The sequence below is a fragment of the Corynebacterium sp. H113 genome, assembly GCF_037572315.1.
GTDB lineage: Bacteria > Actinomycetota > Actinomycetes > Mycobacteriales > Mycobacteriaceae > Corynebacterium.
In genome coordinates, this window is the sequence record NZ_JBBHKZ010000002.1 from 290522 (window position 1) to 307131 (window position 16610).

General features: G+C 56.1%; 11 protein-coding genes. 8 read left to right on the plus strand and 3 right to left on the minus strand.

Annotated features, from left to right (window positions below; translation table 11 throughout):
* Nucleotides 1-71: 71 nt before the first annotated feature.
* Nucleotides 72-1709, minus strand: coding sequence for a glucose-6-phosphate isomerase (pgi, locus tag WG938_RS02565; protein ID WP_339977226.1), 1638 nt, complete (start codon nt 1707-1709; stop codon nt 72-74).
* Between the two features lie 153 nt (nt 1710-1862).
* Between pgi and WG938_RS02570 the strand changes: the two genes are divergently transcribed.
* Nucleotides 1863-3329 carry an NAD-dependent succinate-semialdehyde dehydrogenase gene (locus WG938_RS02570; RefSeq protein WP_445292891.1) on the plus strand — a complete coding sequence of 489 codons (1467 nt, stop codon included), beginning with the start codon at nt 1863-1865 and terminating at the stop codon, nt 3327-3329.
* A gap of 33 nt (nt 3330-3362) precedes the next feature.
* Here the strand turns inward: WG938_RS02570 and WG938_RS02575 are convergent, their stop codons facing one another.
* Complete coding sequence (locus tag WG938_RS02575) at nt 3363-3686, minus strand: chorismate mutase (protein WP_339977230.1); 324 nt, start codon at nt 3684-3686, stop codon at nt 3363-3365.
* Nucleotides 3687-3740: 54 nt separating this feature from the next.
* Here WG938_RS02575 and WG938_RS02580 point away from each other — a divergent pair, with 54 nt between their 5' ends.
* Nucleotides 3741-6320, plus strand: a complete 2580-nt coding sequence (locus WG938_RS02580) for a UvrD-helicase domain-containing protein (RefSeq protein WP_339977232.1) — start codon at nt 3741-3743, stop codon at nt 6318-6320.
* 363 nt (nt 6321-6683) lie between these two features.
* Here the strand turns inward: WG938_RS02580 and WG938_RS02585 are convergent, their stop codons facing one another.
* Nucleotides 6684-7388: a M23 family metallopeptidase gene (locus WG938_RS02585; RefSeq protein WP_339977234.1), complete on the minus strand. Its 705-nt coding sequence runs from the start codon at nt 7386-7388 to the stop codon at nt 6684-6686.
* A 390-nt stretch (nt 7389-7778) separates the two neighbouring features.
* On the opposite strand from WG938_RS02585, the gene WG938_RS02590 reads away from it, so the two are divergent.
* The 6 genes from WG938_RS02590 (at nt 7779) to WG938_RS02615 (ending at nt 16592) form a co-directional block, all read left to right on the plus strand.
* Nucleotides 7779-9773: a cell division protein PerM gene (locus WG938_RS02590; protein WP_339977236.1), complete on the plus strand. Its 1995-nt coding sequence runs from the start codon at nt 7779-7781 to the stop codon at nt 9771-9773.
* Between the two features lie 88 nt (nt 9774-9861).
* Complete coding sequence (purN, locus tag WG938_RS02595) at nt 9862-10503, plus strand: phosphoribosylglycinamide formyltransferase (RefSeq protein WP_339977238.1); 642 nt, start codon at nt 9862-9864, stop codon at nt 10501-10503.
* Entirely contained in the window at nt 10500-12083 is a 1584-nt protein-coding gene (purH, locus tag WG938_RS02600; protein ID WP_339977240.1) for a bifunctional phosphoribosylaminoimidazolecarboxamide formyltransferase/IMP cyclohydrolase, read from the plus strand. The genes purN and purH overlap by 4 nt, the downstream gene beginning before the upstream one ends.
* Nucleotides 12084-12313: 230 nt before the next feature.
* Entirely contained in the window at nt 12314-14023 is a 1710-nt protein-coding gene (locus tag WG938_RS02605; protein WP_339977242.1) for an AMP-binding protein, read from the plus strand.
* 52 nt (nt 14024-14075) lie between these two features.
* Complete coding sequence (locus WG938_RS02610) at nt 14076-14663, plus strand: TetR/AcrR family transcriptional regulator (protein ID WP_339977244.1); 588 nt, start codon at nt 14076-14078, stop codon at nt 14661-14663.
* 345 nt (nt 14664-15008) lie between these two features.
* Nucleotides 15009-16592 carry a carboxyl transferase domain-containing protein gene (locus WG938_RS02615; RefSeq protein ID WP_339977246.1) on the plus strand — a complete coding sequence of 528 codons (1584 nt, stop codon included), beginning with the start codon at nt 15009-15011 and terminating at the stop codon, nt 16590-16592.
* Nucleotides 16593-16610: the final 18 nt, after the last annotated feature.

A 16610-nucleotide genomic window follows, 5' to 3' on the forward strand; every position in this document is an offset into this window, starting at 1 on the left:
CCCGGCCTGGGAGAAAGTATCTCCTAGACCGGGTTTGGTGTCTCTAGCGAAACTCCGTCGTCACGCGTGAACTAGCGGTTAGCGCGGTACCACTTCAACAGTTCGTCAGTGGAAGCATCGCCCGAATTTGGTGCTGTCTCACCGGTGACAGCTGGCAGGAGATCACCTGCCTGCTTCTTGCCGAGTTCCACACCCCACTGGTCAAATGCATTGATATCCCAGATGGTGCTCTGGACGAACGTGATGTGCTCGTACAATGCAATCAACGCACCAACAGCAGCTGGGGTCAATTCGTCCGCCAAAATCGTGGTGGTTGGGCGGTTGCCTGGCATGACCTTGTGCTGAACCAATTCCTCAGCGACGCCTTCTGCGCGAATCTCGTCGGCAGTCTTACCGAAGGCAAGTACCTTGGTCTGAGCAAAGAAGTTACTCATCAACAGATCGTGCATCGAACCCGAACCATCAGCAGTTGGCAGATCCTGGCGAGGACGAGCGAAGCCAATGAAGTCAGCTGGAACCATGCGGGTGCCTTGGTGAATCAACTGGAAAAACGCGTGCTGACCATTAGTGCCAGGCTCTCCCCAGTAAATTTCTCCGGTGTCGCAGGTGACAGCCGTGCCATCGCGCCGAACCGACTTACCATTCGACTCCATCGTCAGCTGCTGCAGGTAAGCAGGGAAGCGGGAGAGGTCCTCAGAGTATGGCAGGACCGCGTGCGACTGGGCGCCAAGGAAATCGCCGTACCAGATGCCCAACAGACCCATGAGGACTGGAACATTTTCCGCCAGTGGCGCATTCAAGAAGTGCTCGTCCATCATGCGGAAGCCTTCCAAGAAACGCATGAAGTCCATAGGTCCAATTACTGCCATGATGGACAAACCAATGGCGGAATCGACCGAGTAACGACCACCGACCCAGTCCCAGAAACCGAACATGTTGTCGGTGTCGATGCCAAACTCAGCGACCTTCTCTGCGTTGGTAGACACTGCGACGAAGTGCTTTGCGACGGCCGCGTCGTCGCCAAGCTTGTCGATGAGCCAACGGCGAGCAGCATGCGCATTCGCCAAGGTTTCTTGAGTAGTGAACGTCTTCGACGCAATGATGAACAACGTGGATTCTGGATCGACCTCGTCGAGTACCGCGTGTAGATCAGACGGATCCACGTTGGAAACGAAACGAGCATCAATGCCCGCGGTTGCGTAGGTGCGCAGTGCCTTCGTGACCATTGCGGGGCCGAGGTCGGAGCCACCGATGCCAATATTCACGATGGTCTTAATCGTGTGGCCGGTGTGACCCAACCAGTCACCGGAACGAAGCGCCCGAGCGAAGTCGCGCATGCGGCCGAGTACATCGTGCACATCAGCAGCGACATCCTGCCCATCGACGGTCAGCTCTGCTTCAAGAGGCAAACGCAACGCCGTATGCAGCACGGAACGTCCCTCAGTGTTGTTGATCTTCTCACCGGCGAACATGCTGGCACGAGCGCCCTCAACATCTGCTGCCTTAGCCAGATCTACCAGTGCTTCTAAAGCTGGCTTGTCGACGAGGTTCTTCGACAAGTCCACCCGCAGACCTGCAGCTTCGAACGTCAGGTTCTTGGCGCGGTCGGCATCGGCTGCGAAAAGCTGACGAAGGTCGGTCGCGGTAACCTCCTTGGCACGCTGTGCAAGCGCACTCCATTCGGCGGTGGTGGTGATATCTGCGGTCATTCCTGCTCCAGATTTTCGAGTTGGAAATAGGTAGTAGAGCTGTACTAAACAGCTTCAGTTATCCAGCGTAGTGCGGTTTGAGAGATGTCGCTTGGGTACTCTTTCGCCTACTCCCGTGACAGATAAAAAGCCGGTGCATAGGGTGGAACCATGATGACTACCGACGAAATTCTTCGCGATGTTCCCACCCAATTGTTTATCGATGGGCAGTTCCGTGATGCCGAAGGTGGTGCCACCTTTGAGGTGCTGAACCCCGCGACAGATACCCCAATTGTGTCTGTTGCTTCCGCATCAGAAAGCGATGCAAAGGCAGCGCTCGATGCCGCATGCGCTGTGCAAGACTCGTGGGCAGCAACGCCACCTCGTGAACGCGGCGAAACTCTGCGTCGCACATTTCAGTTGATCCTCGAGCATGAGGAGAAGCTGACATACCTACAGTCACTTGAAATGGGGCGTGCACTCCCTGATTCCAAGGCTGAAGTTGCCTATGGAGCAGAGTTCTTCCGGTGGTTCTCCGAGGAAGCAGTCCGCATTACGGGTGATTACCGCACGAGCCCAAATGGCAAGGCTCGCGTTGTCGTTATGCGTCAGCCCGTCGGGCCGGCGCTGGCTATTACCCCGTGGAATTTCCCGTTGGCAATGGGCACACGCAAGATTGCTCCCGCGCTTGCTGCTGGATGCACGATTGTGGTGAAACCGGCATCGAAGACCCCGCTGACCATGCTGTACTTGGCGAAGCTACTGAAAGAAGCTGGTCTACCAAACGGCGTCGTGTCCGTGATTCCGACAGGTAAGTCGTCGAATGTCTCAACTCTGCTCGATGATGACCGCCTACGTAAATTCACCTTCACAGGCTCCACCGAAGTGGGCCAAATGCTGGCTGCCAAGGCTGCCGAATCGTCGATGAAGGTGTCGCTGGAGCTTGGTGGCAATGCACCTTTCGTCGTACTTGACGACGGCGACGTCGACAAGGCAATCACCGCAGTCAAGGCAGCCAAGCTTCGCAATGGCGGTCAGGTATGTATTGCTCCTAATCGGTTCATTGTCCATGACAAGCACGTGGATGCTTTCGTGGCGGGCGTCGTCAAGCAGTTTGACGAGCTTGTGGTGGGCGCGGGCACGGATGAAGAAACGACGTTGGGGCCACTGGCGTTGCGGGACCAGCAGGAGACTGTGCAGCGCCTTGTGGACGATGCCGTCGAACGTGGCGCGAAGGTGGCAATCGGCGGTGAGATTCCGTCGATGAGTGGCGAGCTAGCGCAGGGATACTTCTATGCGCCGACAGTGTTGTATGACGTGCCTCGCGACGCCGACATTGTGGCGGAGGAAATTTTCGGGCCAGTCGTGTCCGTGCTTCGAGTCTCTGACAATGACGAGGCCATTGAGTTGGCAAATGACACAAAGTTTGGTCTCGCTGCGTATGTTTTCAGCGAGAACCTGGGATCGGCGCTCACCGCTGCTGAAAAGTTGGAATCAGGCATGGTCGCGGTCAACAAGGGGGCGTTGTCAGATCCATCGGCACCCTTTGGTGGCGTCAAGCAGTCGGGATTGGGCCGCGAAGGTGGTTTGACCGGCATTGACGAGTTCCTCGAAACGAAGTCGATCTCGTTGGAGGCGTAACTCCTGGTAACCGGCGGTGTCCACCCCAGGCTTTTAGCCCAGGCGGCCTCGGCCCATGCGTAGCAATGCTGATGCGATCGCTGGACCCTCGGGGCCGAGCTGGTCGCGGAAGTCATTGATGATCTGAACTTCGCGACCATGAACAAGGCGCGTACCGCCGGACCCCATGCGGGTCTTGCCTACAGCCTTGCTCACTGCAGTGCGGCGTTGGATGGCATCGATAATCAGCGCATCGAGACGGTTGATTTCTTCGCGGTACTGCTCGATTTCAGCAGAGCTCAACGGGTCATCAGTGCCCGTCGGGGTGCGAATCTCAAAAGCTGCGACGATTCCGTCGTTCGACTTGTGTTCGGTCATGTGTCCATTCTTTCAAAAGGAGTGATCCGGGCACTCAGCTAGGCTGGTTTCATCATGGTCACTGAGTTTAATGGTTCCGGTTTCGGACAATTCGCCAATTCCGGTCGCACCGGACAATTAGGTCAAAATACTAGCCCGTCGGCACCTCCCGCCGGCTCCGATAATCGCGATGCCTTTGGTAGTCGCGCTGACTTGTTGGCTGGTTTGAACCCACAACAGCATGCTGCAGTAGTACATAGTGGTTCGCCATTGCTCATTGTGGCTGGTGCAGGTTCTGGTAAGACCGCAGTGCTGACTCGCCGTATCGCGTTTCTCATTGCCGAACGCGGTGTGCATCCGGGACAGATTCTGGCTATTACCTTTACTAATAAGGCAGCAGCCGAGATGCGGGAGCGTGTTGCCGGGCTCGTCGGGCCAGGCGCCGAACGCATGTGGGTGTCTACCTTTCACTCGACATGTGTTCGCATTCTGCGCATGCAGTACGCCCTGATTCCTGGGCTGAATTCTAACTTCTCAATCTACGACTCAGATGATTCCCGGCGCTTGCTGTCCATGATCGGCAAGGACATGAATCTGGATGGTAAGAAGTTCACCGGTCGTGTGTTGTCGTCGCGGATCTCAAATCTGAAAAACGAGCTCATTGATCCCGAAACTGCGATCGCAGAAGCTGCAAAGACTCACAATCCTTTCGACGACATCGTCGCAAAGGTCTATCTCGAATACCAGGCGCGACTTCGAGCAGCGAACGCGCTGGACTTCGACGATCTGATTGGCGAAGTTGTGCGGATTTTCCGCGAGCATCCAGACGTAGCGGAGTACTACCGACGTCGGTTCCGTCATGTGATGGTGGACGAGTACCAGGACACCAACCATGCGCAGTATGCGTTGATTAGCGCGCTCGTCGGAAAGCCTGATGGGGCAGTGCCGCCGTCTGAGCTATGTGTGGTCGGTGACTCGGATCAGTCCATTTATGCTTTCCGAGGTGCGACTATCCGCAACATCGAAGAGTTCGAGAAGGACTACCCAGAGGCGACGTCAATCCTGCTGGAGCAGAATTACCGTTCCACGCAGAATATCTTGTCGGCTGCGAACGCGTTGATTTCTCGTAATGAGAACCGTCGTGAAAAGAAGCTGTGGAGCGACCTCGGTGACGGCGAGAAAATTCGGGGTTATGTCGCGGACAACGAGCACGATGAGGCTCGGTTCATCGCGAACGAGATCGACAAGATCGTTGACCGTGGTGAAGCCAAGTACTCCGACATTGCGGTGTTCTACCGAACGAATAACGCGTCTCGAGCTCTGGAAGATGTCTTTATCCGCATGGGGCTTCCATACACCGTGGTAGGCGGAACGCGGTTCTACGAGCGTCGAGAGGTTCGGGACATCGTTGCGTACCTACGCGTTCTGGAAAACCCTGACGATGATGTATCGATGCGTCGCATCATCAACACTCCACGTCGTGGCATAGGTGATCGCGCGCAAGCACACGTTGCTTTGTTCGCTGAGGATACTCGTTCGTCGTTTGGTAGCGCGCTACGTGCTGCAGCTCACGGCAAGATTCCTATGATCGCCGCGCGAAGTAAGAATTCAATGGCACGATTCGTCGAACTTCTCGACGGGATCGTGGCGGATATGAGCAGCGGTGATTTGGCGGATATCGGCGACATTATCGAAGCGATTCTGGATCGCTCGGGGTATCGCGCCGAGCTGGAGCGTTCCAATGATCCGCAAGATGCCACCCGGCTCGACAACATTAACGAACTCGTCAGCGTTGCTCGGGAATTCTCTGCAGAGGCAGCACTCATGTCCAGCATTGACATCAATGCCGGAGACGATGATGGAGGCACAAATGGAAACTCCACTAGCAGGCTAGTAGAAGGTACTGGGGAATTCGATGGTGGCCTGGACGATGGGCAAGCGGAACCAGGAAGCCTGGCAGCATTCCTAGAACGAGTGTCTTTGGTCGCTGATGCCGATCAGATCCCAGAGGATGACCAAGGTGTGGTCACTCTGATGACGTTGCACACGGCTAAGGGATTGGAGTTCCCGGTCGTTTTCGTCACTGGTTGGGAAGATGGTCAGTTCCCGCACCTGCGAGCTCTCGGCGATCCGAAAGAACTCGCGGAAGAACGCCGATTGGCTTATGTAGGGATCACCCGTGCTCAGCAACAACTGTTTATTACTCGCTCGGTGACGCGGTCGTCGTGGGGGACTCCTCAGACCAATCCACCGTCGCGCTTCTTGGCAGAAATTCCGGACGAGCATCTGGAATGGCTGCGTGAAGAGCCTGCGAGATCATCGTGGGGTAGTGGAGCAGCCTTCGGCCGTTCATACGGAGGAAGCAGCGGAAGCTACGGTGGCGGCTATGGTGGCGGAGGCTACAGTGGTGGTTCTGGTCGCACCGGATTTGGCAGTAGCGCTGGTTTCGGTGGCTCCAAGGCAGCTCCGCAGCGGAAGAAGAACTCTGACCTAAATCTCACTGCTGGTGATCGAGTTGTTCACGATAAATACGGACTTGGCACTGTTCTGGAGGTCAGCGGAGTTGGCCCGCGTGCTACTGCCATGATCGACTTCGGGTCTGCTGGCAAGGTACGCCTCATGCTCATGGGCGGCGTACCAATGGAGAAGTTGTAGGCCATGGCGCCCGGTCGGGTGTGGTGTTGAGCGCCAAATACAGCAAATGCCCCTCATTTGAGGGGCATCCAATTTGGTGGCGCGGTGCGCTTCGAATCATCGGAAATCACAGCAACCGCGCTGATAACCGTTATAATCACGCGCTGCTCGAGTTATCCGGAGTGGATGACACTCGCGGTGTTATCCACAGAATGAAAACAATAGTCGCGATAGTAGCACCCTTTTGGGTGCAATAAGAAAAGCCCCCGTGAGGGGGCTAAGTCTTCTGGTGCTCGCAGAACTACGGTGAGTGCTGCACGGGGAGTATGTGCTTATGCGCAGTCCCGTAACTGCGGAGCGCTTAGGCGTGTGTAGTGCTGAATCTTAGTAGTAGATACCGCGTGCGTTCAGCCATGCCATTGGGTCAACAGGGGTTGCACCGTCTGGCCAGATTTCGAAGTGCAGGTGGCTACCGGTGGAGAATCCACGGTTGCCCATGCCACCGATCAGCTGACCGGCCATGACGCGCTCGCCAACGGAGACGCCGAGGGTCTCGAGGTGGCCGTATACGGAGATGGCGCCGTCGTCATGCTTGATGCGGATCCACTGGCCGTAGCCGGAAGCTGGGCCGGAGTCGATGACGGTGCCGCTCATAACAGCGAGGATTGGGGTATTGACTGCGTTAGCAACGTCGATGCCGTTGTGCATCGAACCCCAGCGTGGGCCGAAGCCAGAGGTGAAGGTACCTTCAGCAGGCTTAGCGGTGGTTGGGGCACGGAGTGCCAGGTCGCGCTGTACGCGCTCTGCGTTGTACGAGATCGCGGTTGCCAGCTGTGCACCCAGGTCGGTGCTTGGCGAGAAGTTGTCCGATGCCAAAACCATTGGGGTGGTGGACAGCTGCTTAGCTGCGGTTTCCTTGTCAGCCTTGTGGTCGATAACCTTGTTGGTATCTGGCTGAGCAGCAGCAGATGCGGTACCTGCAGCGGTGATTGCGGATGCAGTCAGGGTGACTGCTGCAATACGGCTCGTTACGGTTGAGCTCTGCTTGCGGTGTGCGCCGCCCTTGCGGATGGTGGTGGTGTTAGACATTTGAAACTCCCCTGTACGTAAACTTCGCCACTTCTGAGCAAATAAAAATCGCGGTCGGCGTCTGATTGACGACCGCGACTCCTCTTAGTCGATACTCAGATAGCGACCGTTTCTGTAACCAGTCTGTTATCTGACAACGCTACGATAACGAATTGGTAATGACGGATCAACTTAATTCCTGAAATTAATCCTTTTTGTGACGTGTTTCACTGCCGTTGGCGGTCGGCGTGTGACGCTTTGGTAACAGTGGTGATTCGTGTTAACTACTGTGATTGTGCAGGTCGGACTGCGCCTGTCGACGAGTCTCCACAGGCAATCCCGACTCCGCGATAAAGTCACTAGCTACAGGACCCTGTCATTGACGTTCTTTGTGAAAGGCGACCGAATCCAGTGAGTGAGCATGATCCACGTAGAGGCCCAGCAGGTCGAAAAGATCGCCGACGTAGCGGTCGGAATCGATCGGGTCGTGCGCGTACAAGTCGCGCAACGGGGCAGTCACCTTCCTCGGTACGCGGATCGGACGAGGCAGTAGCCGGAAGTGACGTTTCGAAGGCTTCTCCTTATATAGATCAGTCAACGCAGGCACAGAGCGGTGGGAAAGCCTCGGAAGCACGGCGCGTAGATCGGCGGGACTCCCGTAACGCTGACGTCGTTTCGGATGCGATGCGTGGCGTGGCAAAACCACGCACCTCGGGCATTGGGTTCAAATCCGTGAATGACATGGGCGCTGACCGTGGTGCGGGGCGTACGTCCACAACCACAGTGGGTGAGCGGTTCGCTGCACGTGATCAGAAAGGCATGAAGGGCCAGAAAGCCCAAAAAGATTACAAGGGGCAGAGAGGAAGTGCTCTACGCGGAGTAGCTTCTCTAAAGTCTCCTCGCGCGCGACGTTATCTTTATGCCGCAGCGGGAGCAGACTTCTTGGCAATACTCTTCGTGGTCTCCCTCGCTGTCATTGGGGTGACCGTCATGGGCAGCGGAATCACGCCACTTCCCGCAACGATTGCCTCATTGTGGATGGCGCTCAATTTGGCGCCATTCGGATACGCAGGCACTGATCTCAGCATGATTCCTGGATTGCCCGCGATGGGGCTGTTCGCGTTCGTGGCGTGGCGGGTTCGTCGTGAAGTTGCAGGACCTGTCAGTATTCGCGATGTTCGAGCGATGGTTGCGTCATTTTTGGCGTTGCCGCTTCTTTTCACAGTCATTGCATGGCTGATGCTGTGGGACGCATCCTCGGTACTCCGAGTCGATACACCAAATCTCCTGTTCGCTCTGTTGTCCACATTTACGTTGCACGCCGGAGCTGTCGTGGTGGGTATGGGTGAGCGACTTCTTCGTGCTTTGCTGCGTCGTCGCAAACTTCCGGAGTGGGTTCTCGGATCGGCGAATCTGGCCTCGAAGTTTGTCGGTTGGCTGTGGATTTCCGGAGCTGTGCTTTCGTTGATTTCTGTGGGCTGGCACTTTACGACGGCGCGAGAGGCCTATTCCGTCACTAGTGATGCCGGTGGCGCAGTGGCGCTTACAGTCTTGTCTCTGCTGTACCTACCTAATGTTGCGTTGGCTGCGAGCGGCATCCTCATGGGAGCTCCTGCCAACCTCGGTACTGGTGAGGCGAGCTTGTTCGCAGTGTCTCCGGGAACGATGCCGCCACTGCCGATTTTGGCAGCAATGCCACAGTCGTTGCTATCGCCGGCGTTTGCGATCTTGCTGATCATTCCAGTCGGATTGAGCTTGTGGCTGACACGCAATTACGTGCGTGATCGTGCAGGAGAACGCGCTTATGCGGAAGTGGTCTTTGCCGCTGTCATTGCAGGCCTTATGGTCGCCGCCTTGGCCGCATTGCTCGGCGGCGAGGTTGGCATTTATGGCTGGTCTGGAGTGTCGTTCTGGCTAGCCGGAATTCTTGCGTCAGTATGGCTCGCCGTACCTGGAGCAATCGTGGTGGTTGCTATGACAGGGCTCGGCCGAAGCGGTCGCGGTAAGGATGACGTGGAGACGCAGGACGATAGCGCTGGCGTAGCCACGGAGACTGACGAGGCAGCTGATGGCGACGACGATGACGTGAGCGACACCGATGGTGTCGAGGATGCCGAAGCCGCTGAAGCTGAATCGGTCGACTCCACACCGGGGAGCGATGCGGATGAGACTGCGGAATCTGAGGAACCTGCTTCTGAAGAATCTGGTGAAGATGAATCTGTTGCAGATGAATCCGACCTGGACGAATCTGTTGCAGATGAATCCGACCTGGACGAATCAACAGAAGCGAAGGATGAGGAGGAAGCAGAAACAAAGGTCGAAGCCAACCCAGAAACCACCGATAGCAGCGCTGTGGGTGTTGAAAATGAACCTGATCCGAAAGCCTCTGAATCCGTAGACGAATAGGCCCCCCGGGTTTCGGTTACCCCTACGCATGCACAGCGGCCAACCTGGATGAAAGGCGTTGCTACTCAGTTGAGTATGCTTCTTTTACGTGACCGATTCGCATACAGCTGAAACTTTTTCCCCAACCTCGCCACTGTCAATTGTGGTGCTTGCATCGGGGCAAGGTTCGCTGCTGCAATCCATGCTCGACACTCTCGACCCGCACAAAGTGCGGGTCGTCGCTGTAGGTTCAGACAAACAATGCCCAGCAATCCAACGGGCAGACGACGCTCAAATTCCAAGCTTCCAAGTCCCTTTTGACGAAGCAGCACGTCGCAACCGCGACAAATGGAATGAGGATTTGTTGGCGGCCGTCGCAAAGTATGAGCCAGATATGGTGGTATCAGCAGGGTTCATGCGAATCTTGGGAGCGCAGTTTATTCAGGCGTTCAAAGACAAGATCATCAATACGCACCCAGCTTTGCTGCCATCTTTCGCTGGTGCGCATGCTGTGCCAGATGCGTTGGCATACGGTGTAAAGGTCACAGGAACAACAGTTCATATTGTTGATGATGGCGTGGATACCGGCCCGATTCTGGCTCAGGAAGCAGTTCCAGTTCTAGAAAACGACACGGTAGAAACCCTGCACGAGCGCATCAAAGTAGTGGAACGAGCACTGCTAGTAGATGTACTGCATACGATTGCGGATCGCGGATACACGCGGGACGGACGAAAGGCACGTTTTCAATGACTCAGAACAGCACGGAACGCAAGCCCATCAAGCGGGCGCTGATTAGCGTCTACGACAAGACCGGACTGGAGGACCTAGCAAAGGCTCTGCACGAAGGTGGAGTCCAGATCGTTTCCACCGGTTCCACTGCCGCTCGCATCGCAGACGCGGGCGTCCCGGTAACTCCAGTGGAGGAACTCACCGGATTCCCAGAGTGCCTGGAAGGTCGAGTCAAGACCCTCCACCCACGCGTACACGCAGGCATCCTTGCCGATACCCGCAAGGATGATCACCTCGCACAGCTCGCGGATCTGGGCGTCGAGCCATTCCAGCTCGTTGTCGTGAACCTGTACCCGTTCACTGAAACCGTCGCTTCCGGTGCTGACTTTGATGCATGCGTTGAGCAGATCGATATCGGAGGCCCGTCGATGGTTCGCGCAGCTGCGAAGAACCACCCATCGGTGGCAATCGTTGTCGACCCAGCCAAGTACGGCCAGGTTGCTGAAGCAGTGGCAGGTGGTGGTTTCACCCGTGCAGAGCGCACTGCATTCGCTGTTGAAGCATTCCGTCATACCGCGTCTTACGACGTAGCCGTCGCAACGTGGATGGGTGCCCAGGCTGAGGATGCCGAAGAGTACCCAGAGTGGGTTGGCTACACCTACAACCGAGCTGCGACCCTGCGTTACGGCGAAAATCCGCATCAGAGCGCTGCACTGTACGTAGACCCAGCAGCTCCAGCTGGTCTTGCCCAGGCGGAGCAGCTGCACGGCAAGGAAATGAGCTACAACAATTACCAGGATGCTGACGCTGCCTGGCGTGCAGCATGGGATCATGAGCGCCCATGTGTTGCCATCATTAAGCACGCGAATCCTTGTGGCATTGCCGTCTCGGACGAGTCCATCGCAGCAGCTCACAAGTCTGCTCACGCATGTGACCCAATGTCCGCATTTGGTGGCGTCATCGCAGTAAACCGTGAGGTTTCGGTCGAAATGGCTAAGCAGGTTTCCGAGATCTTCACCGAGGTCATCCTCGCTCCTTCCTACGAAGATGGCGCAGTCGAGATTCTGTCCCAGAAGAAGAACATTCGTATCCTCACTGTTCCAGCTCCTCAGCGCGCAACCGAAGAGATCCGTCAGATTTCGGGCGGTCTGCTGAAGCAGGAGCGCGACAGCCTCCAGGCTGAGGGAGATGCCGCTGCTAACTGGACTCTCGCTGCTGGCGAGCCTGCCGACGAGGAGACCTTGGCCGACCTCGAATTTGCATGGCATGCGGTTCGTTCGGTTAAGTCGAACGCAATTTTGCTGGCTAATGACGGAGCTACCGTTGGCGTCGGCATGGGCCAGGTCAATCGTGTTGACTCCGCTAAGTTGGCTGTTGAACGTGCAAACACTTTAGCTGGCGACGACGAGCGCGCACAGGGCGCAGTTGCTGCGTCTGATGCATTCTTCCCATTTGCGGACGGCTTCGAAGTGTTGTCCAAGGCTGGTGTTCGTGCAGTTGTACAGCCTGGTGGCTCGATCCGTGACGACGAGGTCGTTGAGGCAGCTCAGAAGGCTGGCGTGACCATGTACTTCACGGGTGCACGTCACTTCGCACACTAAGTTGTATTGAGCTTTGGGGCCGGATCTTGTGAAGATCCGGCCCCTTCTTCATGCCATATGGTTTATCAGGGTTAACAATATGGGGGAGGTAATTGAGCTTTTAGGAACAAAATGCTCAATACGGGGGACCTAGCTGGGTAATGTGCGAACGGTAACTGAATGTGTCACAGGTCACTTGCCTGTGTCATGTTCTCGACTGTTTCTTCGCGCATCTCTTGAATGGAGTTTTAATGAACCCGGTTGCGACAGCACCTAAAACTGTATCGACCCCGTATGGAACCGCCTTCCTTGCTGACGACGGCACGAAGCTGGCACACGTCATTGGTGTAGGGGTGGACCAGGGTGCTCCACCGCTGCGAAACGAGACGCTGGGGCAGAACCTCGAGTCAGTAGTGAAGCGATTCCCGGATCGAGAAGCGATTGTCGATCTTTACGCAGACGTGCGGATGACGTATCGCGAGTTCTTCCACAAGGTGCAGGCCGTGGCGTCTGCCATGGTTCGTGCAGGTTATAGCAAAGGTGACCGTGTGGGTATCTGGGCGACCAACCGCTGGGAGTGGATCGTCGTAGAGTACGCATGCCACTACTTGGGCATCGTTCTGGTCAACATCAATCCTGCCTACCGTCAAACCGAGCTGAACTACGTGCTGGAGAAGGTTGGCGTCAAGGGAGTTTTTGCTGCGCGTCGCTACAAGGACTCGGACTACCGCACGATGCTTCTCGAGGCTAGCAAGCAGCGCGGTATCAACTTGTCTGACGTGGTGTACTTCGGCTCCGAGCGTTGGAACGAGCTGCTCGACGGCGGTATTGATGACCTGTCGGCGCATACCGCTGATCTGGATCCAGATGATCCGATCAACATCCAGTTCACCTCCGGAACGACAGGGTTCCCGAAGGGTGCAACGCTGTCGCATAAGAACATTCTGAACAACGCTTACTTCACGGGTGAGATTCTTGGCTACACCGAGGATGACCGTGTGTGCATTCCGCTGCCTTTCTTCCACACCTTTGGCATGGGACTTGGCATCATCGGAACTATGGCTCGCGGCGGTACCGTCATCATTGCCTCGCCGACGTTTAAGGCTCGTGAAACGTTGATGGCTGTCCACTCGGCGCGCGCAACTGCGCTGTACGGTGTGCCAACCATGTTCATTGCGTGCCTCGAAGAGATGCATGACCAGGCGGAATATGGCTCTCCTTACGATCTCTCGAGCCTGCGTACCGGCATCATGGGTGGTGCATCGTGCCCTACCAAGACCATGAACGAAGTCATGGAGAAAATGAACATGACCGAGGTAACTATTTGCTTCGGTATGACTGAGACGTCGCCGACGTCAACTCAGACTCGTCGCAATAGCCCAACCGAGCGTCGTACAACGACCGTTGGCCAGGTGTCTCCACATGTTGAGCTAAGGGTCGTTAACCCCGAGACCGAAGAGGTGCTTGGACGCAGCGAAAGCGGCGAAATTCAGGTTCGTGGTTACTCGGTCATGAAGGGCTACTGGAACCACCCAGAAAAGACCGCTGAGGCAATCAACGACGACGGTTGGATGCGTACCGGCGATATTGGCCAGATGGATGATGAAGGCTATGTCACCGTTACTGGTCGTATGAAGGACATGCTGATTCGTGGTGGCGAGAACATTTACCCACGAGAGATCGAAGAATTCCTGTACACACACCCAGACGTTGTCGACGTCCAGGTCATTGGTGTTCCTGATGACCGCTACGGGGAAGAAGTCATGGCATGGTTCATTCTTCACGACGGCGCTGAGTCGCTCACCGTCGATGATGTCGCAGAGTTCTGCCATGGCAAGCTTGCGCGCCAAAAGGTTCCTCGCTACGTGCATTGTGTCGACTCGTTCCCATTGACCTCGTCGGGCAAGGTGCGCAAGGTGGACCTGCGTGAGATGGCACCGAAGGTGCTTGGCTGGGTATAAAAACTAGCAAACCCGATACTGTTTACGATCCGAGCCAATAAGATGAGCAACTATGTCACGCAGAGCTGAATTGAGGGAGCGTCGTCACGCTGAGATTTTGACGGCGGCATCTTCCATCATTGCGGAGCGCGGTTTTCATCAGACGCGCCTAGAAGATGTTGGCGCCGCAGTCGGTGTTTCAGGGCCTGCTCTGTACCGCTATTTTAAGGGGAAAGATGATCTGCTTGCCGAGATTCTCATCGATATTTCCATTCGGCTTGTCGACGGTGCCCGGGGTGTTGTGAGTGATGGGCGGGAACAGGGCTGGACGGACGAGCGCGTCCTTCACGAACTTCTTGCCTATCACGTCGAGTTCGCTGTGACCGAGTCGGATCGCATTCGTGTGCAGGAACGAGAAATACGCAATCTTCCTACGCAGGAGCGAGAGAAGGTTCGGTCGCTACAGAGGATGTATATCGGTATGTGGGTGGATGCGTTGATGGCGCATCGTCCCGACTTGGACGAGGACGAAGCGCGAGTCCGTGTTCAGCTTGCTGCTGGTCTGATTAACTCCTCGCGGCATATTGTTCGTTGGGCCGGGGTCGAGGCTGTGCGCACGCACACGATGGATATGGCGTTGAAAGCTATGGAAGTGAGCTAGTAAACAATTTCGAGAAGCCGGGTTAACGCCCGGCTTTTTTCATGTCTAAATGGGCGCTCAGGATGGATTGGATGTGCCTAATGGGGCTGCATTTGTGGTGTAGATCACCCCCGGTCAGTTAATGGTGATTCACGGAATATTTGGGCGTTGAGCTTGGTAAATGGTTTTCACGTGCCGTTATCCGGGTGTAGGTGAGTGATTGGCATCACGTAAATCGTTGTGCGGTGAGTTGCGTCACAGTAAAGTCTTGTTTCAGAAAGTTAATTCCCATTAACAAAATCCATCTGCAGGATGCTGACTGTTTACAGCGCAGCAGATTGTCACAACATGGAAGAAGCACAACGCATGACCTCACCTACAGAACAACTGACCAACCGCCAGCGCCATGAAGCGCTGGTCGACGACTTGCGCCAGCTGCTTGATGTCACGGCGCAGGGTGGTTCGGAAAAGGCGCGCGCTCGCCACATTTCTCGTGGCAAGCTGCTGCCTCGTCAGCGCATTGACGAGCTGCTTGATCCAGGTAGCCCGTTCCTCGAAGTTGCGCCACTGGCAGCACATGAAATGTACGGAGGCCGTGTACCAGCCGCTGGTGTCGTGTGCGGTATTGGTCTTGTTCAGGGACGACGCTGCATGATCGTCGCAAACGATGCGACAGTCTCCGGCGGTACCTACTACCCAATGACGGTGAAGAAGCACCTGCGCGCGCAGGAAATCGCTGACATGAACCGCCTCCCGTGCATCTACCTCGTTGATTCCGGCGGAGCAATGCTTCTGAACCAGGACGAGGTATTCCCAGATCGCGATCACTTCGGTCGCATTTTCTACAACCAGGCCAATCTGTCTGCAAAGGGAATCCCACAGATCTCCGCAGTCCTCGGTTCCTGTACTGCAGGTGGCGCATACGTGCCAGCAATGTCGGACGAAGCCGTCATTGTTAAGGAACAGGGCACCATCTTCCTCGCAGGTCCGCCACTGGTGAAGGCCGCCACTGGCGAGGATGTCACACCTGAAGAGCTCGGTGGTGGCGATCTCCACTCCAAGACTTCGGGTGTTACCGACCATCTCGCACTTGACGATGCCGACGCGCTGCATCGCGTCCGTGGCATCGTCGATACGCTGCCACCAAACGCAGAAGCTCCGTGGGAAGTTCGCGAAACGGTTGATGCGAAGCGACCACAGTCCGATCTTTACGATGTCGTCCCGGTAGATCCGAAGATGCCATACGACGTCCACGAGGTCATTGAAGTCATCGTCGATGGTGGCGAATACCAGGAGTTCAAGGCCGAATACGGACAGACCCTGGTCACCGCGTTCGCTCGCATCCACGGTCATCCAGTCGGCATCATTGCGAATAACGGCATTCTCTTCGCGGAGTCTGCTCAGAAGGGTGCGCACTTCATCGAGTTGTGTGACCAGCGCAAGATTCCTCTCGTATTCCTCCAGAACACCACCGGCTTCATGGTCGGCCGTGAGTACGAGGCCGGCGGTATCGCAAAGCACGGCGCGAAGATGGTCAACGCTGTCGCAACGACCCGCGTACCAAAGTTCACCGTTGTCATCGGTGGCGCGTTCGGTGCTGGCAACTACTCCATGTGTGGTCGCGCCTATTCACCACGTTTCCTCTGGATGTGGCCGAATGCCCGCATCGCAGTGATGGGTGGCCCACAGGCAGCCATGACTTTGTCGACGGTTCGTCGTAACCAGATCGAACGAGCAGGGGAGGAGTGGAGCGCAGAAGAGCAGGAAAACTTTGAAGCTCCAGTCCGCGAGCAGTTCGAAAAGCAGTCGCACTGTTACTACTCGTCGGCTCGACTCTGGGATGACGGAGTCATCGACCCAGCAGACACCCGCCGAGTACTTGGTATGGCCCTCGAAGTCGCAGCAGGTGCGCCACTGGATGATCCAGGCTTCGGCGTATTCCGCATGTAACCCACCAAAAGATAAGGA